18 protein-coding genes, 1 tRNA gene and 1 pseudogene are annotated in these 21,803 nt (G+C 61.5%); 13 read left to right on the top strand and 7 right to left on the bottom strand.

Going from position 1 to position 21,803, the window contains the following annotated elements; translation table 11 throughout:
* Window positions 1–32 precede the first annotated feature (32 nt).
* The 4 genes from P3T43_RS18705 to P3T43_RS18690 form a co-directional block, all read right to left on the bottom strand.
* The gene (locus P3T43_RS18705) at window positions 33–656 is read right to left on the bottom strand and encodes a methylamine utilization protein (RefSeq protein ID WP_429282527.1); all 624 of its coding nucleotides are present in this window, start codon (window positions 654–656) and stop codon (window positions 33–35) included.
* Between the two features lie 76 nt (window positions 657–732).
* Complete coding sequence (locus P3T43_RS18700) at window positions 733–1,173, bottom strand: group I truncated hemoglobin (protein ID WP_429282526.1); 441 nt, start codon at window positions 1,171–1,173, stop codon at window positions 733–735.
* A gap of 2 nt (window positions 1,174–1,175) precedes the next feature.
* Window positions 1,176–2,027: a DUF3034 family protein gene (locus P3T43_RS18695; protein ID WP_429282525.1), complete on the bottom strand. Its 852-nt coding sequence runs from the start codon at window positions 2,025–2,027 to the stop codon at window positions 1,176–1,178.
* Between the two features lie 377 nt (window positions 2,028–2,404).
* Complete coding sequence (locus P3T43_RS18690; protein ID WP_429282524.1) at window positions 2,405–3,307, bottom strand: LysR family transcriptional regulator; 903 nt, start codon at window positions 3,305–3,307, stop codon at window positions 2,405–2,407.
* Window positions 3,308–3,424: 117 nt separating this feature from the next.
* On the opposite strand from P3T43_RS18690, the gene P3T43_RS18685 reads away from it, so the two are divergent.
* The 4 genes and pseudogenes from P3T43_RS18685 to P3T43_RS18670 all read left to right on the top strand — a co-directional run bounded on the left by P3T43_RS18685 (window position 3,425) and on the right by P3T43_RS18670 (window position 7,608).
* A complete protein-coding gene (locus P3T43_RS18685; protein WP_429282523.1) occupies window positions 3,425–4,303 on the top strand; it encodes an alpha/beta fold hydrolase in 879 nt (292 codons plus the stop codon).
* Window positions 4,304–4,306: 3 nt separating this feature from the next.
* Window positions 4,307–5,725 carry a 3-isopropylmalate dehydratase large subunit gene (leuC, locus tag P3T43_RS18680; RefSeq protein WP_429282522.1) on the top strand — a complete coding sequence of 473 codons (1,419 nt, stop codon included), beginning with the start codon at window positions 4,307–4,309 and terminating at the stop codon, window positions 5,723–5,725.
* On the top strand, window positions 5,722–6,336 hold the full coding sequence (gene leuD, locus P3T43_RS18675; protein ID WP_429282521.1) for a 3-isopropylmalate dehydratase small subunit: 615 nt from the start codon (window positions 5,722–5,724) through the stop codon (window positions 6,334–6,336). Before leuC ends, leuD begins: the two co-directional genes overlap by 4 nt.
* 107 nt (window positions 6,337–6,443) lie before the next feature.
* Window positions 6,444–7,608, top strand: a pseudogene (locus P3T43_RS18670) (cation:dicarboxylate symporter family transporter).
* A 33-nt stretch (window positions 7,609–7,641) separates the two neighbouring features.
* On the opposite strand, the gene P3T43_RS18665 reads toward P3T43_RS18670, so the two are convergent.
* Window positions 7,642–7,884 carry an Arm DNA-binding domain-containing protein gene (locus P3T43_RS18665; protein ID WP_429282520.1) on the bottom strand — a complete coding sequence of 81 codons (243 nt, stop codon included), beginning with the start codon at window positions 7,882–7,884 and terminating at the stop codon, window positions 7,642–7,644.
* Between the two features lie 175 nt (window positions 7,885–8,059).
* Between P3T43_RS18665 and P3T43_RS18660 the strand changes: the two genes are divergently transcribed.
* A complete protein-coding gene (locus P3T43_RS18660; protein ID WP_429282519.1) occupies window positions 8,060–8,938 on the top strand; it encodes a peptidase in 879 nt (292 codons plus the stop codon).
* A 141-nt stretch (window positions 8,939–9,079) separates the two neighbouring features.
* Here P3T43_RS18660 and P3T43_RS18655 read toward each other — a convergent pair whose 3' ends face one another.
* Complete coding sequence (locus tag P3T43_RS18655; protein WP_429282518.1) at window positions 9,080–10,228, bottom strand: porin; 1,149 nt, start codon at window positions 10,226–10,228, stop codon at window positions 9,080–9,082.
* A gap of 384 nt (window positions 10,229–10,612) precedes the next feature.
* Window positions 10,613–11,971: a YihY/virulence factor BrkB family protein gene (locus tag P3T43_RS18650; RefSeq protein WP_429282517.1), complete on the bottom strand. Its 1,359-nt coding sequence runs from the start codon at window positions 11,969–11,971 to the stop codon at window positions 10,613–10,615.
* A 218-nt stretch (window positions 11,972–12,189) separates the two neighbouring features.
* Between P3T43_RS18650 and fdnG the strand changes: the two genes are divergently transcribed.
* From fdnG to P3T43_RS18610, 8 genes are all read left to right on the top strand, one after another.
* Window positions 12,190–15,261, top strand: coding sequence for a formate dehydrogenase-N subunit alpha (fdnG, locus tag P3T43_RS18645; RefSeq protein ID WP_429282516.1), 3,072 nt, complete (start codon window positions 12,190–12,192; stop codon window positions 15,259–15,261).
* 10 nt (window positions 15,262–15,271) lie between these two features.
* Window positions 15,272–16,207: a formate dehydrogenase subunit beta gene (fdxH, locus tag P3T43_RS18640; RefSeq protein WP_429282515.1), complete on the top strand. Its 936-nt coding sequence runs from the start codon at window positions 15,272–15,274 to the stop codon at window positions 16,205–16,207.
* Window positions 16,194–16,820, top strand: coding sequence for a formate dehydrogenase subunit gamma (locus tag P3T43_RS18635; protein WP_429282514.1), 627 nt, complete (start codon window positions 16,194–16,196; stop codon window positions 16,818–16,820). The genes fdxH and P3T43_RS18635 overlap by 14 nt, the downstream gene beginning before the upstream one ends.
* A gap of 14 nt (window positions 16,821–16,834) precedes the next feature.
* The gene (gene fdhE, locus P3T43_RS18630) at window positions 16,835–17,770 is read left to right on the top strand and encodes a formate dehydrogenase accessory protein FdhE (protein ID WP_429282513.1); all 936 of its coding nucleotides are present in this window, start codon (window positions 16,835–16,837) and stop codon (window positions 17,768–17,770) included.
* Window positions 17,771–17,786: 16 nt separating this feature from the next.
* Entirely contained in the window at window positions 17,787–19,259 is a 1,473-nt protein-coding gene (selA, locus tag P3T43_RS18625) for an L-seryl-tRNA(Sec) selenium transferase (protein WP_429282512.1), read from the top strand.
* On the top strand, window positions 19,256–21,178 hold the full coding sequence (selB, locus tag P3T43_RS18620; protein WP_429282511.1) for a selenocysteine-specific translation elongation factor: 1,923 nt from the start codon (window positions 19,256–19,258) through the stop codon (window positions 21,176–21,178). The genes selA and selB overlap by 4 nt, the downstream gene beginning before the upstream one ends.
* A gap of 31 nt (window positions 21,179–21,209) precedes the next feature.
* A tRNA-Sec gene (locus P3T43_RS18615) sits at window positions 21,210–21,305 on the top strand.
* Between the two features lie 287 nt (window positions 21,306–21,592).
* A partial coding sequence (locus tag P3T43_RS18610; RefSeq protein WP_429282510.1) for an Arm DNA-binding domain-containing protein occupies window positions 21,593–21,803 on the top strand: 211 nt, incomplete at its 3' end.

Below are 21,803 nucleotides of genomic sequence, written 5' to 3'. Positions count from 1 at the left end.
GGGCGCGCAGACTATGGAATCGCATGGTGCGCCTATTGAGCCGACAGATTCAGCGTGAACGAGGCCTTCGCGCCGGACGGCAATTTCTGCATTGGCAAAGCGTTGGCGTCAGCGAGACGATAGTGCCAGGCTGTCACCTTGTAGTTATCGGCAGGCAGGTTGTCGATCGAAGCATGACCATTCGCGTCGGTCTTGGCGAACCATGGCGTGTCGACCACCATGACGTAGGCGATCATCGAATCATGAATATTGCAACCCATCACGACCAGCCCCGGTTTGTCGAACACGACCGGACTCGCCGGCACGCCGTGGTACAGATGCAGTTCAAATTTCTTCGCGGGCGAAAACGAGTAGACGTCGTGCTCGAAATTGTCCTTGTTCGGAAACGTGATTGCCGTGCCGGATTGAACGACCGACACCAGTGGCACGAACTGCCGCTTGATCTGATCGACGACCGAACTGGCTGGCTTGACGGGTGGCAGCTTGCCGCTCAGTGGCGTTGCGTAGACGATCGCGTCGGCGAGCGGTGCGCCGTTCTGGTCGACGACGGCCACCTCGAGGCTTGCGGCGCTGGCCGCTGCGGCGTGCAGGGCGATCCAGCAGGCCGCGGTCCTGAACCAGGTCCGCCTGGCAAACGTCCAGTGATCTGAATGCATTGACATAAGGTCCGTTGACGGGCGAAAAAGACTAGCCATGCACGCTCAATATCGCGAACGACAATGAGCGGCTCGTTTACTCGCGGTCCTGCACGTCGCGATACATCGGCGCCAGTTTCGCGAGCAGCTTGTTTTGAGCTCTAAACGGCACACCGTTCTTGTCCATTGCCGTTTGCAGGTCTTCTACGAGCGCATTGAACGCGGCGCGATCGATATTCTGGCCTTCGTGCGCGCGCTTCATCGTACGTCCCGTATACACGCATGGGCCGTCCAGCAACACGCAGAACTGCTCGGCGAGCTTCTGCTTGATGCGCTTGATCGGCGCACCCTCGAAGTAAGGTTGCGTGCGCGGATCGACCAGCAGGAGATCGTAGAAGTCGTCGATGATCCTGACCAGCCCCGGTTGTTGGCCGAACTCTCTGTAGAGCGAATCGTCGGCGTGAGCAGAGGGCGACAATAATGCGCCCAGCACGATGGGAGCGCACGCGGCGCGACGGATCAGTGCCCTGATATTCATGGTCAGAACCCCACCTGCAAGGAAGCGTAAGCGCCACGTTGATCGCGGATTGTCGCGATGTCGCCGAGCGCGACATAGGCGAGTGTCAGGGAGACGTGTTTGGTCGGCGCCCAGGCAATGAACGCGTCATAAGCGTTCTGCTCACGTGCGAAGCCGAGGTTGTCGGGCTTGGTGCGGTATTCGGCGCCCACCGCAACATAGCGCGATAACAGATAGGCGACCGAGGCTTCGAATTCGGGATGGTAACTGTCTGATTTGTCGCCACCGAAACCAAGCAGACCGAACTGATTGGCTTTCGTGAGGCGCAGCGTGCCGTTGAGCAGCAGGCTCTGCGAGAGCAGCAATTTTGTCGCCGATACATAGAAGTCCGTGCCGGAATTGCTTGCCGCGCCGACGGCTCTGACAACATCGCCCTGTTCGTTGTGCTTGAACTGGATGCCGGCAGCGACCTGTGGCACCCACGTATCCTGATCGAGTACCGCGTCACCGAACAGGCGCACTTTCACGCCGATCGTGTCCATGTTGAACCTGAACCCTGAACCGAGCCCGAGTTGTGCCCCAGCGTCGCGTGTGTCGAATTCCTGACGCGCGACCGAGAATTCGACACGATTGGCTACGCCCACTGCCACGCCAAAGGTCGACAGCGCGAAGTCCTGGGTGTGCACATAAGTGCCGTGGGCGTTCGCGCCGAGTTGCGAAGCCGTCCCGTAGCCACCGATTACCGCCCAGGGCGTGAGACCTCCGCCGGCGGCACCCTCGATTTCGGAGACGCCGCCGGTCAACAGGAGCTTGCCGGACGTGGTCGGTACGCTGGGCGCGGCGGGCTCATCGGCCAGCGCCGCAGGAGACTGCATGATGAGTACTGCGAAGGCCGCTGATACGAGGGGCTTCGCTGAGTTTCTGCAACGCATGTCGTGCCGTCGAGATTGAGTAAGAAGGCGTAGGTGCAGCAGCGCGGGGCGGCGCGACAGGTCGCGCGTCGTTCGGTTAACTCATCGTGGCCGGCGGGTCATTGATATGATGAATCTTTCAGCGGAGCGTCGGCGCACTTTTCTCATAACGGCATACAGAATCCTTTCTTGAGTGATTAAAAAGGAAAAATTCTGGATCGACAAAGAGGCGATCTCCATTGATGTTCACGGGTCTATTTGCGTTGCAGCCGAATTGATTCAAATTGGCTGAAATAGTGCCCACGCAAAGGTTTGCGTCGTGAACGCTCATCAACCGCGTGTCATGCGATTTCCTTCGGTCTACGTAGAAAGTCGCCGAGAAAGTCAACAAAGGTCCTGAGCTTGACCGAAAGCTGATTGCGCTCCAGGTAGATCGCGTGGATGTTGGCATCCGGCAATGCCCAGTCCTCGAGCAATGGCACGAGTTCACCCCGGGCGAGATGTTCCTGGATTTCCCACTCCGAGCGCACGACGATCCCGCGACCTTCGAGCGCCCAATGCAGCACCACGCTGCCGTCGTTGCTGGACAAGGCTCCGTCGACCTTGACCGTTTCCGTGCGCTTGCCGCGCGAAAAATGCCATGTGCCATAAGCCGACTCGTTCTCACGTAGAACGATGCACGCATGTCGCGTCAGGTCGTGCGGCACGGAGGGCTTGCCGTGCCGCATCACGTAGTCAGGCGACGCGCACACCATCCGTCTGTTTTCGAGAAGGAGCCGCGCGTTGATGCGTGCATCCGGCACTTCGCCGAAGCGAATACCCAGATCGAAGCCTTCGTCCTGAAGACTGATTGGACGCTCCGTCAGATGCAGCAGGATTTTTATCGCGGGATAGCGCGCGACGAACTCCGATACCGCCGGCGCGATACGGGCTCGCCCGAACCCGAATGATGCATTCACGCGCAGCAGACCGGTCGGCTCGCCGCGGCTTTGCGTGACGAGATGCTCCAGTTCCAGCAACTCGACCAGAATGCGCGAGCCGTTCGACAGGTAAAGCTCGCCCTCGGGCGTGAGGCTCAGACGCCGGGTCGTGCGATTCATCAACCGCACGCCCAGGCGTCGTTCCAGTTGCGCCAGCCGTTTGCTGACGGCGGGCGGCGTCACGCCCAGTTCGCGCGCAGCCGCCGCCAGATTTCGGTGCCGTGCCACGAGTGCGAACAGATTCAGGTCGGAAAAACCATCCATCTCAATGCTCCGAGTCGTTTCGACGATTCGTTCCTGATAGTTACTACCAGAATAATTTTTGGGAAACTAAATCGCATGATTCATCAATTAGACTCGAATCACGATCAGGAGGCAACCATGTTTGAAGGCTTTAACGACGCGTCAACGACGGTAGACGGCGTGCGCATTCACGCAATCCAGGGTGGGCGCGGCCCGGCGCTTTTGCTCTTGCACGGGCATCCGCAAACGCACGTGATCTGGCACAAGGTCGCGCCCGCGCTGGCAGAGCATTTCACGGTGGTGGCTGCGGATCTGCGCGGCTACGGCGACAGCGATAAGCCGCTGGGCGCCGCCGGTCACGCGAACTATGCCAAGCGCCGCATGGCGCTCGATCAGGTCGAGCTCATGCGCAGTCTGGGCCATGAGCGCTTCGCGGTGACCGGCCACGACCGCGGCGGGCGCGTCGCGGTGCGCATGGCACTCGATCACCCGGGCGTGGTGACGCGCCTCGTCACGCTCGATGTCGCGCCGACGCTCGCCATGTATGAACAGACCTCGTTCGATTTCGCTCGTGCCTACTGGCACTGGTTCATGCTGGTCCGCCCGGCGCCTTTTCCGGAGACGCTGATCCGTGCGGACCCCGATCTCTATCTGAAGCAGACTATCGGCGCGCGTAGCGCCGGCCTCGCACCGTTCACGCCGGCCGCTTACGCGGAATATCTGCGGTGCCTCTCCGACTCCGACACGGCGCACGGCATCTGCGAGGACTATCGCGCGAGCGTCACGATCGACCTCGAACACGACCGCGCGACGCTCGCTTCGCAGCAGCGGATCGTCTGCCCGTTCATGGCGTTATGGGGCGCGCAGGGCGTGATCGAACAATGCTTCGATCCGCTTGCAGAGTGGCGGGCGTATGCGCCGGACGTGCGGGGCGAGCCGCTGTCTTGCGGCCACTACATTCCCGAGGAAGCGCCGGAGCAACTGCTCGAACGCGTGTTGCCTTTTCTCAGCGAGTAACCCATGTCTGCCCAAACTCTTTACCAGAAGCTCGTCGATTCGCACACGGTGTCGCGTGTCGACGAACATAACGTGCTGCTGTACGCCGATCTGCATCTGATGAACGAGTACACCAGCCCGCAAGCGTTCAGCGCGCTCGATGCTCGCGGCCGTACGGTGCGCCGTCCACGCCAGCAACTCGCCGTCGTGAGTCACATCATTCCGACGCATGCGGAGTCGCCGCGCGTGATTCGCGATGCGGCGTCGCTGTTGCAGGCGCAGAATCTGGCGCGCAACTGTGAACGGGCCGGCATACGGCTTTTTGCCGCCAACGATCCGCTACAAGGCATCGAACATATCGTTGCGCCGGAGCTCGGATTGATTCGCCCCGGCATGGTCGTGCTGTGCGGCGACAGCCATACCACGACATACGGCGCACTCGGCACTCTGGGCTTCGGCATCGGTACATCGGAAGTGGAGCATGTGCTGGCGACACAAACGCTCGTGTACCGGTTCGCGAAGACCATGCGCATCGCAATCGATGGCGCGCTTCCGTATGGCACATCGTCCAAGGATGTCGTCATCTGGATCATCAGCAGGATCGGCGCACAAGGCGCGCGAGGGTATGCCGTGGAATTCGCCGGTTCGACCATCGCATCGTTGTCGGCCGAGGCGCGCATGACCCTGTGTAATATGACCGTCGAGGCGGGCGCTCGTGCAGCGCTGATCGCGCCAGATGCGACCACCTTCGACTACGTGCGCGCTCACACGCCTTCACTCGACGATACTGCGTGGCAAGCCGCGCTCGAGGACTGGCGCGGCCTGCATTCCGACCCCGCCGCGCGCTTCGATGCAGAGCACCACTTCGACGCACGCACCATCGCTCCGTTCGTGACATGGGGCACCAGTCCCGATCAGGCCGTGGCGATTGATCAGCCGATTCCAGCCGAAGCCGCGCAACCGACGCCGGAAGCCGCCGCGTCGCTGCGCCGCGCGCTGGACTATATGGGACTCACTGCTGACCGGCTGATTGCCGGAACGCGCATCGACCGCGTGTTCATCGGCTCGTGCACCAATGGGCGCATCGAAGATTTGCGCACGGTGGCGGCGATCGTGCGCGGCAAGCGCGTCGCCGCGGGCGTGCGCGCCATGGTCGTGCCCGGGTCCGGCAGCGTGCGGCGGACCGCCGAGCAGGAAGGCATCGCGCAGACGCTGATCGACGCGGGCTTCGAATGGCGCGAGCCGGGCTGCTCGATGTGCCTCGCGATGAACGACGACGTACTCGATGCCGGAGAACGTTGCGCGTCCACCACCAACCGCAATTTCGAAGGCCGTCAGGGACGCGGCGGCCGCACACATCTGATGAGTCCGGCAATGGCGGCAGCCGCCGCGCTGACAGGCTGCATCACCGATGTCCGTACGTTGGAGGCACTTCCGTCATGACCCGACTCACGACCATTCATGGCAGCGCCGTGTCGTTGCCGATCGACAACCTCGACACGGACCAGATCATGCCGAAGCAATTCCTGCGCATCATCGACAAAGCGGGTCTGGCCGATGGTCTGCTGTATGACCTGCGCTTCGATGAGCGGGGCGCGCCTCGCGTCGACTGCGTGCTCAACCAGAGCGCTTATGCGAACGCACGCATTCTGATTGGCGGCGCGAACTTCGGCTGTGGATCGAGCCGCGAGCACGCCGTGTGGGGTTTGCAGCAATACGGTTTTCAGGCGGTGATCGCGCCGAGCTTCGCGGAGATCTTCTATTCGAACGCCATGAATAACCGCCTGTTACTCGTGCAACTGAAACGCGACGCGATCGATGCGCTGACCTATGAGGTCAGCGAAACGCCCGGCATATCGATCTCGCTCGATCTGGAACGACAGACGGTGACATCTGCGTCGGGCCGACAGTATGCCTATCCGATCGGCGCACGCCACAAGCGCATGGTGATCGAAGGCATGGACACCATCGATCTGACGCTCGACTCGCTCGCTGCGATCGAAGCCTTCGAACGGCTGCATTTTGGCCGGCATCCCTGGGCGCAAGTGATGTAAGCGCTCATCCGCCGCGCGGCGCAGCGGGTTCCCCGTTTTCGCCTGGCCGGATCCCTTCCGCTCGAAGAAGGGAAGGGCCGCCCTTTGCCTCGAAAAGGAGGAGACACATGAAACGCAAGCCGTTCTACACGATTCTCTATGTCCAGGTTCTGGCAGCCATCATCGCCGGCGTGCTGCTCGGCCATTTCGCACCGCACACCGCGGTTGCCCTGAAACCACTGGGCGATCTGTTCATCAGGCTCGTGCGGATGATCATCGGGCCGGTCCACGCTGGATACGAGCGCCGTTTCGGGTTATGCGGCGCAGGCGGCGCATGGCGACGGCGTCACCGGGTTCTTCGCGCATGTGATCCCGGAAACGTTTCTCGGCGCGCTGGTTCAGGGCGACATCCTCCCCGTGCTGCTGATCGCGATGCTGTTCGGCACGGCACTGGCGCTGATGGGCGAGCCCGCCGCGCCGGTCACGCATCTGATCGAGACGCTGTCGAAAGCGTTTTTTCGCATCGTCCGGATGGTCACAAGTCTCGCGCCGATCGGCGCCTTCGGAGCGATGGCCTTCACGATCGGCCGTTATGGCATCGTCTCGCTGCTGCCCATGCTCAAGCTGATCGGCGCGTTCTATCTCACGGCATTTCTGTTCGTGGCTGTCGTGCTCGGCATCGTCGCACGTCTGTGCGGATTCAGTCTGTGGCGCTTTCTCGCGTTTATCCGCGATGAATTGCTGATCGTGCTCGGCACGTCGACAACCGAAGCCGCCTTACCGCACCTGATGGAGAAGCTCGAACGGCTGGGCTGCCCGCGCGGCGTCGTCGGGCTCGTCGTGCCAACCGGTTACTCGTTCAATCTCGATGGCACCAACATCTACATGACACTCGCCGTGCTGTTTCTCGCGCAGGCAACCCATACGCACTTGTCGTTCGCACAGGAAGCCACGCTATTGCTCGTCACGATGTTGACCTCGAAGGGATCGACGGGCGTGACGGGTGCGGGATTTATCACGCTCGCGGCGAGCCTGTCGGTTGTTCCGACCGTTCCCGTCAGTGCGATGGTGCTGATTCTCGGCATCGATCGCTTCATGTCCGAATGCCGGGCGTTGACCAACATCGTGGGCAACGGCGTGGCGACGATTGTGGTATCGGCATGGGAAGGCGAGCTTGATCGGGAGAAACTCGCGACGGCGTTAGGCGGTGGCAAGCTACTGGGAGGCGCTTCGAGTTTATCGGCCATCAGGGAAACGGCCGCCGTGGGTTGCGAAACGGTCAGTGACAAATGATTGGATCCAGCGACCGCTTCGAGACTGGATGACTCATTCAGGCTGATGCGTGGAATGCCGCCGGCGCGCGGCGACGAGCGTGATGAGATCAGGATACTTGCCGAGGGTCAGCTCGCGTCGACGGGTTCCTCTGCTGTAGCGAAGGACCCAGGATGCAGTACCATTGGCGGAAAGGGTGAACGATAGCCCGTCGCCATCTGCCTTGGCGACGGGTTTTTTCTGAGCAATCCAGTGACGGATCTGCACGCCATCCAAGGCATGATGCAGGCGCGCCATGTGAGTGACATAGGAAGATAGAACACATTGACTATAGGTGTTCTAGCTACCCGCGTAGCTACCCAGATGTGGTGAGTAGCTGTGGATTTGGTGGAATGTTCTGAGACAGTAGATTATTGATTTTTAAAGGATTACGCTCGTCTGTGAGACCCGGTGAGCGGCGGAGATACAGCATATGACTTACTGTGTGGCGATGTGCGTGGACGAGGGGCTGGTGTTCCTGTCCGATACCCGCACCAATGCGGGCGTCGATCACATCAGCACGGCGCGCAAGATGACGGTTTTCGAACTGCCCGGCGAACGCGTGCTGGTGCTGCTCGGCGCCGGCAACCTGTCGCTGACGCAAGCGGTGCTCCAGGAACTGAGCGAGCCGACCGACCCCGAGCGGCCCACGTTGTGGAGCGCGCCCACCATGGCCGACGCGGCGCGGGTGGTCGGGCAGGCGGTACGCGACGTGCACCACCGTGAAGCGCAGGCGCTGCAGGAATTCGGCGTCGACTTCAATTGCAGCTTCATTCTGGGCGGCCAGATCGCCGCGCCCGGCAAGCCGTACGGCGGCCGGCCGTATCTGTTCATGATCTACGCGGCGGGCAATTTCATCGAATCGTCGGCGGTGAATCCGTATTTCCAGATCGGCGAGTCGAAATACGGCAAACCGATTATCGACCGCGTGCTGACTCCGACCACGCCGCTCGACGAAGCCGCCAAGTGCGCGCTGATCTCGATGGACTCCACGCTGCGTTCGAATCTGTCCGTGGGCTTGCCGCTCGATCTGCTGGTCTACGAAAAGGATGCGCTGCGGGTGACGCGTTTCGTCTCGGTCGATCACGACAATGCGTACTTCGAAATGATCCACCGCACCTGGGGCGAGCGCCTGCGTCAGGTGTTCTCGGAGATTCCCGATCCTGACTGGCAGGAATCGGCGAACGTGCCGGTGCACCGCCGCGAGCGATCGCTGGTGCTGCACCGTGCGCCGGTGGCGAGCGATGAAGCCGCAGTGGCAAAGCCCGCCCAGACGCTGGCGCAAGCTGACAAGAACAAGACGCAACGTTAGGCGCAATGCACGCGGCGGCGGGATGCGCCTGCTGTCGCGCTGTCGACGGCGATCGCTCTCCGCAATAAAAAAACCCAGCCACCGGCTTGATGCCTGTGGCTGGGTTTAGACAGCGTCCTGCTTAGCTGTCCGTCAAGTCGATTAGAACTTGTGACGGATACCCAGGCTGACGATGGCTTGCGAGTCCGAAGCCGAGAACGAGTCGTAGTCAGCAACCGATGCCACCGCGCCCGTGCCCGACGCCTTCTGCCATGCGCCGACCAGGTACACGTCCGTGCGCTTCGACAGGTTGTAGTCGCCGCCCAGCGAGATCTGGTTGTACGATGCCGATTCGCCGTTGCCCGAACCGTGCGTGAACGTGTAGCCCAGACCCAGCAATGCTGCCGGCGTCAGTTGGTAGTTCACGAAGCCAGCGCCGACGTTGTAACGCTCGGTCGAGCTGAACGACGAGTTGCCGTCCGGCTTGTATTGCGCGTTGCTGTAACGCAGACCCGTGGTGATCGGGCCAATCACGTACTGTGCGCCAACCGATGCGATACCGATCGACTTAGCCGATGCGAACGGTGCGTTGATCGAGTTGAACGTACCGTCCGACGTCGAGTTCCAGCCTGCCGGGTCGCCAGCTGCGCGCGAAGCGGCCGTGTAGGCGTTGTCCATGCGGATGTAGCCAGCAGCGATGCTGAACGGGCCGTTCGAGTACGTTGCAGCGCCGGACCAGGTTTGACCTGCGCCCGTCGAACCTGCTACGCCGCCGAATGCGTACATGCCTTCGAACTGGAAGCCCGAGTACACGTTCGACGTGTACTTGATTGCGTTGTTCGTACGCGAGCTGTTGTCGTTGTTGTCAACGTCGCTCGGCGTCGTGAACGTGGAGCCCCAGTAGTTGTCAGCCGTGACAGCCTGGACCAGGTCGACCACCGGGTCGTATTGGCGGCCGAGGGTGACCGTACCGAACTGGTCGCTTTGCAGGCCAACGAATGCCTGACGGCCGAACATCTTGCCGCCTTGACCCAGCGTGCCGTTATTCGGGCTGAAGCCGTTTTCCAACTGGAAGATAGCCTTCAGGCCACCGCCCAGATCTTCCGTACCCTTCATGCCCCAGCGATTGCCCTGCAGGTTGCCTGCGGCGAGACCGATGGAGCTCTTGTTGTGGCCACCAACGTTGTTGTTGTTAATGTACTGGATCGAATCGTCGAGCACGCCGTACAGGGTGACGCTGCTTTGAGCATGGGCTGCACCTGCTGCGCCCAGCAGTGCCAGCGAGAGGCTCGTCAGTGCGAATTTTTTCATCCATTTCTCCACGCGATGATTGGTTTCGTTGTTGCGGAAAGGAGAATAGCGCAGGCTGTCTGAAGGGTAATACTGAAAAAAAATGAGTGTCTCGTAAATGTGACACTGGGCAAAAACGCTTATTTATCAAGCTTTGAGCTAATTATTGCCAATGTAGCAACATTGAATGCCGAAAAACGCATTATTGTTGTTTCATTGATAGTGGAAGTGTAGATATTCGTCATTGGTGCATGGATTTGAAGGCAAATTGTAATATTGTTGTCTAAGACGCCGGCGCGAATTGAAGTGTTCGCTTACCAGCGATATCGACGCGACGTCGATCTGCACGCTGGACAGTTTTGCCCGAGTATGGATGTTCACCCGTGATGCGGGACGAAGTGGGTGTCAACCGGCGTCATCGTCGCGCACGCGTGCGGCGACCGCCGTCACCAGCAATGCCGCACCGGCGGCCAGCAACACCGAGCCCCATGGATGACGTTTGACATAGCGGTCCGCGGCGACGGCCTTGCGACCGGCCTGCAGCAGCGTGGACGCGGCCGCGCGCGTGGCGTGGTCCTCCGCGCGCATGACCTTGCGGCCGATGTTGGCCGCCGTGCGTGTGGCGGTCGAGCGTATCGTCGAATCGAGCGCCGTGGGGTAGGGGGCGGCTGCATCAGGCGCTGCCGAATGGGCTCGTTGAGCCAGAAGGTTAGCCACAGTCCGCGTGCTTCTTGCCGGCTTGGGGGTCGTCGTCGCCATGGCTTCGGCGAGTCTGGCGCCGGCCTCGGGATCGTGCGCCGCGTGTCCAGTCATCGTAGAAGCGGCGAATACCGACGCCATCTTCGCGCGGCTACCGGGCGGCGCGTCTTCGAGCTGTCCCCATGCGCCGCGCGGATCGTGCAGCCGCCCGCGCGCCGCTGAGAACTCCGCACCGAGCAGCAACACGGCCGCCGAGAAGTACAGCCACATCAGCAGGACTGCCAGCGAACCGGCCGCGCCGAACGAGTTAGCCATGCCGGCATGGGCCAGATAGAGCGCGAAGAGTTTCTTGCCCGCCGAGAAGAGCACAGCCGCGACCACCCCGCCCACCATCGCATCGCGCCAGCGGACCACAGCATCGGGCAGGAATTTCAGCAGCGCGGCGAAAGCGAACGCCAGCACCAGCAGGGCGACCACCAACTGCAGCAGATTGCCGATCACCACATACGGCGAGTCGCCCCAGAGCCACTTGCCGATAAAGGTGATGGCGGTATCGAGCACCAGCGATACGATCAGCAGGAACGCCACGCCGAGCACGAGGCCAAACGAAATCAGCCGCACCCGGACGAGCGCGATCACGCTCGACGAGCGCGGGCCCGTGAGCGGCCAGACGATACTGAGTGCGGTATTGAGCGACGAAAAGGTGGCTGACGCGCCGATCGCCAGCAGGGCGAACGAAATAATCGCCGCGATACCGCCCGCGCTGCCGGCATGCCGGGCGTTCAAAACGATGGTTTGCACTCCCGCCGCGGCTTCGTCGCCGAGCAAGCCGTGGATATGCGCGAACAGCTCGCCGCGTACAGCCTGGGCGCCGAAGAACCAGCCGGCCACCGCGATCACCATGACGAGCGTCGGCGCGAGCGAAAACGCGGCATAGAACGCGATACTGGCAGCCATGGCCGCGCAGCGGTCTTCTGCGAATTGCCTGAACGCGCCCATGGCCCACGAGGCCTGGTGACGGGCGGCGCGTTGCAGGTTGTCGGCGGACAGGGTGTCGATTTCCATGAGGCCTCTTGATGGCATCGCGGTGCGAGGTTCTGTGGCCGTGCACCGCTGCGGCACGGGACGCACAGAATTTCAGCAAGCACCATGCCTATCACTATAACAAGGCCATTGCGGCTTCAGGGATCGGCTTCCGTGGAGCGGGCAGTCTTCGCATCCGATGCATCGAAAGGAAACGTCTTATACTTTTAGCACCCCTATCATCCAGGCCGAGGGCGACCATGCTGCAAATGTCCCGGCGTCAGTTCCTGAAGGTAACGGCATCAACGCTGGCCGGATCGAGCTTGGCCCTCATGGGCTTCTCGCCGGACGCCGCGCTCGCCGAGGTCCGACAGTACAAACTGATGCGCACCACTGAAACCCGCAACACCTGCCCGTATTGCTCGGTTGGTTGCGGGATCCTCATGTACGGCCTGGGTGACGGCGCGAAGAACGCCACGGCCAGCATCATCCATATCGAGGGCGATCCCGATCACCCGGTCAACCGCGGCACGCTCTGTCCGAAGGGCGCGAGCCTGATCGACTTCATTCACAGCCCGAGCCGTCTGAAGTATCCCGAGTATCGTGCTGCCGGTTCCGACCAGTGGCAACGCATATCGTGGGACGACGCGCTCGATCGCATCGCGAAACTGATGAAGGCGGACCGGGACGCGAACTTCGTGGAAACCACGGAAGACGGCAAGAAGGTCAACCGCTGGCTGACCACCGGCATGCTCGCTGCCTCTGCCGGTAGCAACGAAGTAGGCTATTTGACCCACAAGACGGTGCGCAGCATGGGGATGCTCGCATTCGACAACCAGGCGCGTGTCTGACACGGCCCGACGGTGGCAGGTCTTGCCCCGACGTTTGGCCGTGGAGCGATGACGAACCATTGGGTCGACATCAAGAATACGGATGTGATTCTGGTCATGGGCGGCAACGCGGCCGAGGCGCATCCGTGCGGTTTCAAATGGGTGGTCGAAGCGAAGGCGCACCGCAAGGCACGCCTGATCGTCGTGGACCCGCGGTTCACGCGCACCGCGTCGGTGGCCGACTATTACGCGCCGATTCGTACCGGCACGGACATCGTTTTCCTCGGCGGGGTCATCCACTATCTGCTGACCAACGACAAGATCCAGCACGAGTACGTGAAGAACTACACGGACTTCGCGTTCATCGTGCGTGAGGATTTCGTCTTCAACGACGGCATCTATTCAGGCTATGACGCGGCGAAGCACGCGTATCCGGACAAGGATTCCTGGGACTACGAACGCGGCGACGACGGCTTCGTGAAGGTCGACATGACGCTGCAGGACCCGCGCTGCGTCTATAACCTCCTCAAACAGCATTACTCGCGCTACACGCCCGAGATGGTCGAGAAGACCTGCGGCACGCCAAGGGACAAATTCCTGAAGGTGTGCGAAATGCTTGCCACCACGGCCGTGCCGGGTCGCGCCGGGACGATCCTGTATGCACTTGGCTGGACCCATCACTCGATCGGTGCGCAGATGATTCGCACTGGTGCGATGGTGCAACTGCTGCTTGGCAATATCGGCATTGCCGGCGGCGGCATGAATGCGCTACGCGGTCACTCGAACATCCAGGGGCTGACGGATCTCGGGCTCATGTCGAACCTGCTGCCCGGCTACATGACCTTGCCGATGGAAAGCGAGCAGGACTACGGAGCGTACATCAAGAGCCGTGCGCCTCAGCCGTTGCGGCCCAACCAGCTCAGTTACTGGAAGAACTACGGCGCGTTCTTCGTGAGCTTCATGAAGTCGTGGTGGGGCAGCGCGGCCACCGCCGACAACAACTGGGGCTACGACTATCTGCCCAAGCTCGATAAGCCCTATGACCTGCTGCAGGTCATCGAACTGATGGATCAGGGCAAGATGAACGGCTATATCGCGCAGGGGTTCAACGTGCTGGCGTCCTCACCGAACAAGGCAAAGACCAGCTCGGCGCTGGGCAAGCTGAAGTGGCTGGTGGTGATGGACCCGCTCGCCATCGAAACGGCGGAGTTCTGGAAGAACCATGGCGATTACAACGACGTCGACGCCTCGAAGATCCAGACCGAAGTATTCCGGCTGCCCACGACCCTGTTTGCGGAGGAACGCGGCTCGCTGGTGAGTTCCAGCCGCGTGTTGCAATGGCACTGGAAGGGCGCGGACGGGCCCGGCGAAGCGAAGAGCGACCTTGAGATCATGTCGGGGATTTTCCTGCGCATGCGCAAGGCGTACCAGGAGCAAGGCGGCAAATTCCCCGATCCGATCGTCAAGCTGGACTGGCCATACGCCAACCCCGAGAGCCCGACGCCGGAAGAACTGGCGATGGAATTCAACGGCAAGGCCGTCACCGACCTGCCCGATCCGAAGGACCCGAGCAAGGTACTGCTCAAGAAAGGGCAGCAGCTTGCCAGCTTCGCACAACTGAAGGATGACGGCTCGACGGCGAGCGGCTGCTGGATCTTTTGCGGCGCATGGACCGAGGCTGGCAACCAGATGGGGCGGCGCGACAACGACGACCCATCGGGCATCGGCCAGACCCTCAACTGGGCGTGGGCATGGCCGGTGAACCGGCGGATTCTCTATAACCGCGCGTCGTGCGACCTGAGCGGCAAGCCGTTCGATCCGGGCCGCAAACTGATCGGCTGGAACGGTTCGGCGTGGACCGGAGCGGATGTGCCCGACTTCAAGGTCGACGAGCCGCCGGAAAACGGCATGGGGCCGTTCATCATGAACCCGGAAGGCGTGGCGCGCTTCTTTGCCCGCGACGGGATGAACGAAGGGCCATTTCCCGAGCACTACGAACCGTTCGAAACGCCGCTGGGCTACAACCCGCTGCATCCGCAGAACGCGCAGGCAACAAGCAATCCGGCCGCCCGCGTGTTTCCGGACGACCGCGCAGCGTTCGGCAAGGCGGCGGATTTCCCGCATACCGCGACCACCTATCGGATTACCGAACACTTTCACTTCTGGACCAAACATGCACGGCTGAACTCGATTATCCAGCCGCAGCAGTTCGTCGAAATTGGCGAAGACCTCGCGAAAGAGGTCGGCGTGGTGGCGGGCGACCGCGTGAAGGTGTCGTCCAACCGCGGCTATCTGATTGCAGTGGCGGTGGTGACCAAGCGCATCAGGCCGTTGATGATCGACGGCAAGAAGGTGCAGACGGTTGGCATTCCTCTGCATTGGGGTTTCAAAGGGCAGACGAAACCGGGTTACCTCAGCAATACGTTGACGCCGGTGGTGGGCGATGGGAATTCGCAGACCCCGGAATTCAAGTCGTTCCTGGTGAAAGTCGAGAAAGCCTGAGGGAGACACGATGGCACTGCAATCACTGGATATCAGGCGCCTCTCGGCCACCACTGTGCAGCCTCCGGTGGATCGCGAACCGGTGACGGGCACCGTGGCGAAGCTGATCGACGTCAGCAAGTGCATTGGCTGCAAGGCGTGCCAGACGGCGTGCATGGAGTGGAACGATCTGCGCGACGAGGTGGGGATCAACCATGGCGTGTACGACAACCCGCTGGATCTCACGGAGCATTCGTGGACAGTGATGCGGTTCTCCGAGTACGAGAACCCGAATGGCAACCTTGAATGGCTGATCCGCAAGGATGGCTGCATGCATTGCGAGGACCCCGGCTGTCTGAAGGCGTGTCCTTCGCCGGGTGCGATCGTTCAGTACACCAATGGGATCGTGGATTTCCACGAAGAAAACTGCATTGGATGCGGCTACTGCGTGACGGGTTGTCCATTCAACGTGCCGCGGATCTCGAAGAAGGACAATCGGGCGTACAAGTGCACGCTCTGTTCCGACCGTGTGGCGGTGGGGCAGGAGCCGGCCTGCGTAAAGACGTGTCCGACCGGCGCGATCGTGTTCGGTACCAAGGAGGACATGAAGCAGCACGCGGCGGAGCGTATCGAAGACCTGAAGGAGCGCGGCTTCGAGCACGCCGGGCTATACGATCCGCCGGGTGTTGGCGGCACGCATGTGATGTATGTGCTGCACCACGCGGATCAGCCATCGCTTTACCACGGCTTGCCGGACAATCCGCGCATCAGTCCGATGGTGCGTTTGTGGAAAGGCATTGCGAAACCGTTGGCGGTAGCGGGCATTGCTCTCGCGGCGTTATCGGGCTTCTTCCATTACACGCGGATCGGTCCGAACGAGGTTACGGAAGAAGACGAACTGGCGGCACGGGACGAAGCACGACGCATCAGGAGCGAACGCGAGGAGCCGAGCGATGAACTCGAATGACCCGAATCTGATTGTGCGTTACACGGCGAACGAGCGGACGAATCACTGGATCACGGCGATAACGTTCGTATTGCTGGCGTTGTCCGGATTGGCGTTATTCCATCCGTCGATGTTCTGGTTGACGGCGCTGTTCGGGGGCGGGCAGTGGACACGGATTTTGCATCCATTCGTGGGCGTGGTGATGTTCGTGTCGTTCTTCATTCTTGCGCTGCGCTTCTGGCATCACAATTATCTGGATCGGGACGACGTGCAGTGGCTACGGCAGATTGACGATGTGCTCACCAATCGCGAGGAGAATTTGCCTGAGATCGGGCGGTATAACGCCGGGCAGAAGTTGTTGTTCTTTACGATGGTGCTTTGCCTGCTGTTGTTGCTTGGCAGCGGCATTGTCATCTGGCGCCGGTATTTCTCCTTTTACTTTCCCATCGATTTGATTCGCCTCGCGGCAGTTGTGCATGCCACGGCTGCGTTTGTTCTGATTGTGGGGATCGTGGTGCATATTTATGCTGCGCTCTGGATAAAAGGGTCGATCGGCGCTATGGTTCGAGGGACCGTTACTCTCGGATGGGCCCGCAAGCATCATCCCAAGTGGTTTCGGGAGAGCGTCAAATAGAGGGTTTTTTTGCCATGACGACCCAGAAGATCCTGGAGCCTTCGCAGATAGAATCCCTGGATCAATCGGCGATCCCGCGCATTCGCCTGCCCGAACCGACGACCCTCTTTGCCGCGCGTGCGGCGCGACTCAGGCACCTTGCCAACAGCAGCGCAATCAGCGGCTACATCCGACTCATGTCGATACTCGCCGACGCGCAGCATCAGCTGATCACGAAGTTCGAGGCGAAACAGCCACCGCCGCAGGCAATCGTCAACGCCCAGCAGCACTCCACGCCGCTCATTCCGGCGCTTTCGCCAGAGCGTGACCCAGCCTGGCGCGACGTCCTCTACCGGATGCTGGATAAAGTCGAAGCAGCCGGGGCTGTTACCCCCGCTCTTGGCAGGGTGCTCGACGGCCTGCGCTTGAAAGCCCCGCAAGAACTCGAAGGCCAAGCCGACGCAGTCCTGACCCAACGCTACAACGAAGTCGATCCCGCCACCGCGCCGTTTATCATGGCGGCCCTGCAGGTGGTGTGGACCGCACTTGCGAGCCGGCTCGATTCGCGCGATATTCCCTATCTCGACACGCCCGGCATCTGTCCCGTCTGCGGTGGGTTGCCCGTCGCGAGCATCGTGCGGGTCGGCGGCCAGTATCAAGGGTATCGCTATCTGCAATGCGGTTTGTGCGCCACCGAATGGCATATGGTCCGCACCAAGTGCTCAAATTGCGATTCGACCAAAGGAATCGCCTATCATGGCATCGAAGGCGGCAGCGAAGCGCTCAAGGCCGAGTCCTGTGATGAATGCCATACGTATCGCAAGATCGGCTATCAGGAGAAGGATTTCGAGTTCGAACCGCTTGCCGACGACCTCGCGAGCCTCACGCTCGATCTTCTGATGAACGAAGCGGGCTATCAGCGTAGCGGACCCAATCCGCTGTTGTGGCCCGAAGTGCCATCCGACGCATAAGCAGGAGAGACACGGCGTGAGCGAAGTGCAGGGGAACCCGTTGAACGGACTGCTGGCACGTGTGCCGGCCGTGGAGCGGATGATGTCGTCGCCCGCAGTGCAGCTATTGCTGGCCGAATATGGCCGCACTCAGGTCCTCAGCGCTGTGCGCGCCGCGCTCGACACGTTGCGCTGTGAGTTGCAATCCGCCGCATTGCCGGGCGAAACTCGCGCCGCTTCATCACCCACGGCCGTTTCGTCAGCCGCCGCGTGCGACGAAGCCCATATTGCAGGGCAAGTCGCCATTCTGCTCGCGCAGCGTGCACAGAATCATCTGCGCACGGTGTTCAATCTCACCGGCACGGTGCTGCACACCAACCTCGGCCGTGCGTTGTTACCGGACGAAGCCGTGAGTGCGGTCGTCGAAGCACTCACACGTCCTGCGAACCTCGAGTTCGATCTCGCGACCGGCAGCCGCGGCGACCGCGACGATTTGATCGACGATCTCATCTGCGAATTGACTGGTGCTGAAGCCGCCACGGTGGTGAATAACAACGCCGCGGCAGTGCTGCTGACGTTGTCGACGCTGGCTGCAAAAAAGGACGTGATTGTGTCGCGCGGCGAACTGGTCGAGATTGGCGGGGCGTTTCGCATTCCTGACATCATGAGCCGCGCGGGCGCGAGGCTGCGCGAGGTCGGCACCACCAACCGCACGCATCTGAAGGACTATGAAGAGGCAATCGGTCCGCGGACCGCGCTGCTGATGAAGGTCCATTGCAGCAATTACGTGATCAGCGGCTTCACGAAAAGCGTTGAACTCGATCAGTTGGCACCCCTCGCGCAACGTCATGGTTTGCCGGTTGCGGTGGATCTGGGCAGTGGCACGCTCGTCGATCTCACACAATGGGGCTTGCCGCGTGAACCGACCGTGCGCGAGACCATCGTCGCCGGGGCCGACCTGGTGACGTTTAGTGGCGACAAGCTGCTGGGCGGTCCGCAAGCCGGCTTGATCGTCGGGCGCGCGGAATTGATCCGCAAGATCAAGAAGCATCCGCTAAAGCGCGCGCTGCGTGTTGGCAAGCTCACGCTCGCGGCGCTCGAACCGGTTTTGCGCCTATACCAGGCCCCCGAATTTTTGCGCGAACGCTTGACGACGCTGCGTCTGTTGACGCGCCCGGCTGCTGAAATGCGCGCCTTTGCTGAGCGTGCCTTGCCCGTTTTGCAGCGAGCGCTCGGAGAGAGCTTCACGCTGAGCGCCGAACCCATGTTTAGTCAGATCGGCAGTGACGCGTTGCCGGTCGAACAACTGCCGAGCTATGGTCTCGTCGTGCGTCACGCATCTGGAAAGCGCAGTGGCCGAGCCTTGATGACGCTCGAAAAGGGCTTGCGCGGATTGCCGCGCCCGGTGATTGGCCGGATCGCCGACGACGCGCTGCGACTCGATCTTCGTTGCCTCGAAGCAGCCGACGAAGCCGCTTTCCTCGCGCAATGCGAGGTGTTGCAGGCATGATCGTCGGGACTGCTGGACATATCGATCATGGCAAGACCACGCTTGTGCGCGCGCTGACCGGTGTCGATACGGACCGGCTCAAGGAAGAAAAAGCGCGCGGCATTTCGATCGAACTGGGTTACGCCTACACCCCGCTGGAAAGCGGCGATGTGCTGGGCATGATCGATGTGCCCGGCCATGAGAAGCTCGTGCATACGATGGCGGCTGGCGCCTGCGGAATCGACTTCGCGTTGCTGGTGATCGCCGCCGACGACGGCGTGATGCCGCAAACGCGCGAGCATCTGGCGATCCTGCAATGGCTGGGCGTGACCCGCGGCGTTATCGCGCTGACCAAGACCGACCGCGTCGACGCGGAGCGGCTCGCTCAAGTGCGCAGCGAAATCCAGACGTGGCTCGCATCGACTCCATTCGCCGATGCGCCGCTGTTCGAAACCAACGCGACGCAGCCGGACGATCTCGGCGTGGCGCAACTCAATGGGTATCTGCGGGAAGCGGCGCAGCGCGAACATGCACGGCGCGATGACGGGCTGTTTCGTCTCGCGATCGATCGCGTGTTTACGTTGGCGGGGCAGGGCACGATCGTGACAGGCACCGTATTCGCAGGACGCGTGACGACCGGCGACACGTTGATGCTCGCTCCGGCGGCGACCGCTGTCCGCGTGCGCAGCATTCACGCCCAGAATCGTCCCGCCGATACGGGACATGCTGGTCAACGCTGCGCGCTCAATCTCGCCGGCATCGAGAAAGATGCGATGTCGCGTGGCGACTGGATCGTCGATGCGGCGCTGGTCGATGCTTCAGAGCGGCTCGATGTCGAACTCGCGCTATCGGACGATGCGGGGCTGACGCTGCAGCACTGGACGCCGGTGCATGTGCATATCGGCACCACGCACCGGGTTGCGCATGTGGCCTTGCTGGAAGGCGATAGCTTGTCCGCTGGCGAAGCGGCGCGCGTGCAACTGGTGTTCGACACGCCGCTGTGCGCTTTGTCCGGCGACCGCTTCATCGTTCGTAATGCACAGGCGACGCGCAGTATTGGCGGTGGACGCGTGCTCGATCCGTTCGGTCCGGCGCGCAAACGTCGCACGCCCGAGCGGCGCGGATGGCTCGACGCGCTGCAGGCCTGGCTCGACGAGCGCACGATCGAGCCGCTGCTCGAACAGGCGCCACGCGGCATGCTGCGTTCGATGCTGCTGCATCTGACGGGGCTGCCCGCGTCGTTGCTGAGTTTGCCGGAGACGGCGCTGACTATCGGCTTGCACGGCAAGGCGGCTGACGATGCGCTCATCGTGCTGCGCCGTCATTGGGAGCAGATGCGCGCGCAGATCGTGGGCACGTTGCAGCAGTTTCACGCGCGAACGCCGGATGAACTGGGCCCGGACGGCGCACGTCTGCGGCGTATGGCAGTGCCGCTGTTACCGGAGGCGTTGTGGCGGGCGCTGATCGATGCGTTGATCGCCGAGGGCGTGGTCGTGAGAAGTGGTGCGTGGCTGCATCTTCCGGAGCATATGGTTTCGCTCGATGCGAACGAAGAGGTGTTGGCCGCGAAGCTGTTGCCGTTGATCGCGCAAGGCCGTTTCGATCCACCCTGGGTGCGCGATCTGGCGAGTGCGACGCAAGAACCGGAAGAGCGGGTACGTCAACTCTTGCGCAAACTCGCGCGGCGGGGCGCGGTTTATCAGATCGTGCGGGATCTTTTCTATCACCCCGATGGGGTGCGTGATCTGGCAGGTCTCGTGGCCGGGCTGGCGCAAGATCACGATGGCGCGGTGGGGGCATCTGCGTTCCGCGATGCGAGCGGTCTGGGCCGCAAACGCGCGATCCAGATTTTGGAGTTCTTCGACCGCGTTGGTTATACTCGGTTTCAGCGTGACCTTCGCCTCGTGCGCGCTGACAGCCGTCTGCTCGAGGCGCTTTAACTGCATCCCCGCTGGTTTCGTTTCTCACGAGGGAAGGCATTCGCATCTGGTGGTGCGGCTGGGCTTCAAACCCAGTAGGGGGTGTCAGACACTCTCTGATCGGTTCGACTCCGGTTGCCTTCCGCCAGATGGCCCTTCCGGGCCGTTCCGGCTTCTTCCGTTGATGTCCTGTAGGTCGCTGATCTTAAAGCGGTTTATGGGTAACGGCGTGCTTGCGACTACCGTTGACGTCCCGCACAATTTCCTCACGAAGTATGGGTAGCGATGTGAGTTTGTGGGTAGGGAGGGCAACATGGCTGGACGACAGTTGCATCGACTCAGCGCTCTGCGGGTCGCGAAAGAGGTGACGCCGGTCTTTACGCGGATGGCGGTGGTCTCGATATGCAGAGCGCGGATAGCGGTGCGCGCTCATAGGTGTTCCGGTTCAAACTGAACGGCCGTATGCGGGAGATGGGGCTTGGTCCGCTCTCGCGTGTTTCTCTGGGCGAGGCGCGAAAACTCGCCGGCGGGTATCGCGATATGGTGAGGGACCTGATCGATCCTATCCTTGCACGGCGCGAACAGCAGCGCCGACAGTTGCTCGATATATCGCCGGACGCCAACGTGACGTTTCGTGAAGCAACTG

It is taken from the genome of Paraburkholderia sp. GAS41, assembly GCF_050436545.1.
Lineage (GTDB): Bacteria > Pseudomonadota > Gammaproteobacteria > Burkholderiales > Burkholderiaceae > Paraburkholderia.
This window is presented reverse-complemented; position numbering and strand designations above follow the sequence as displayed.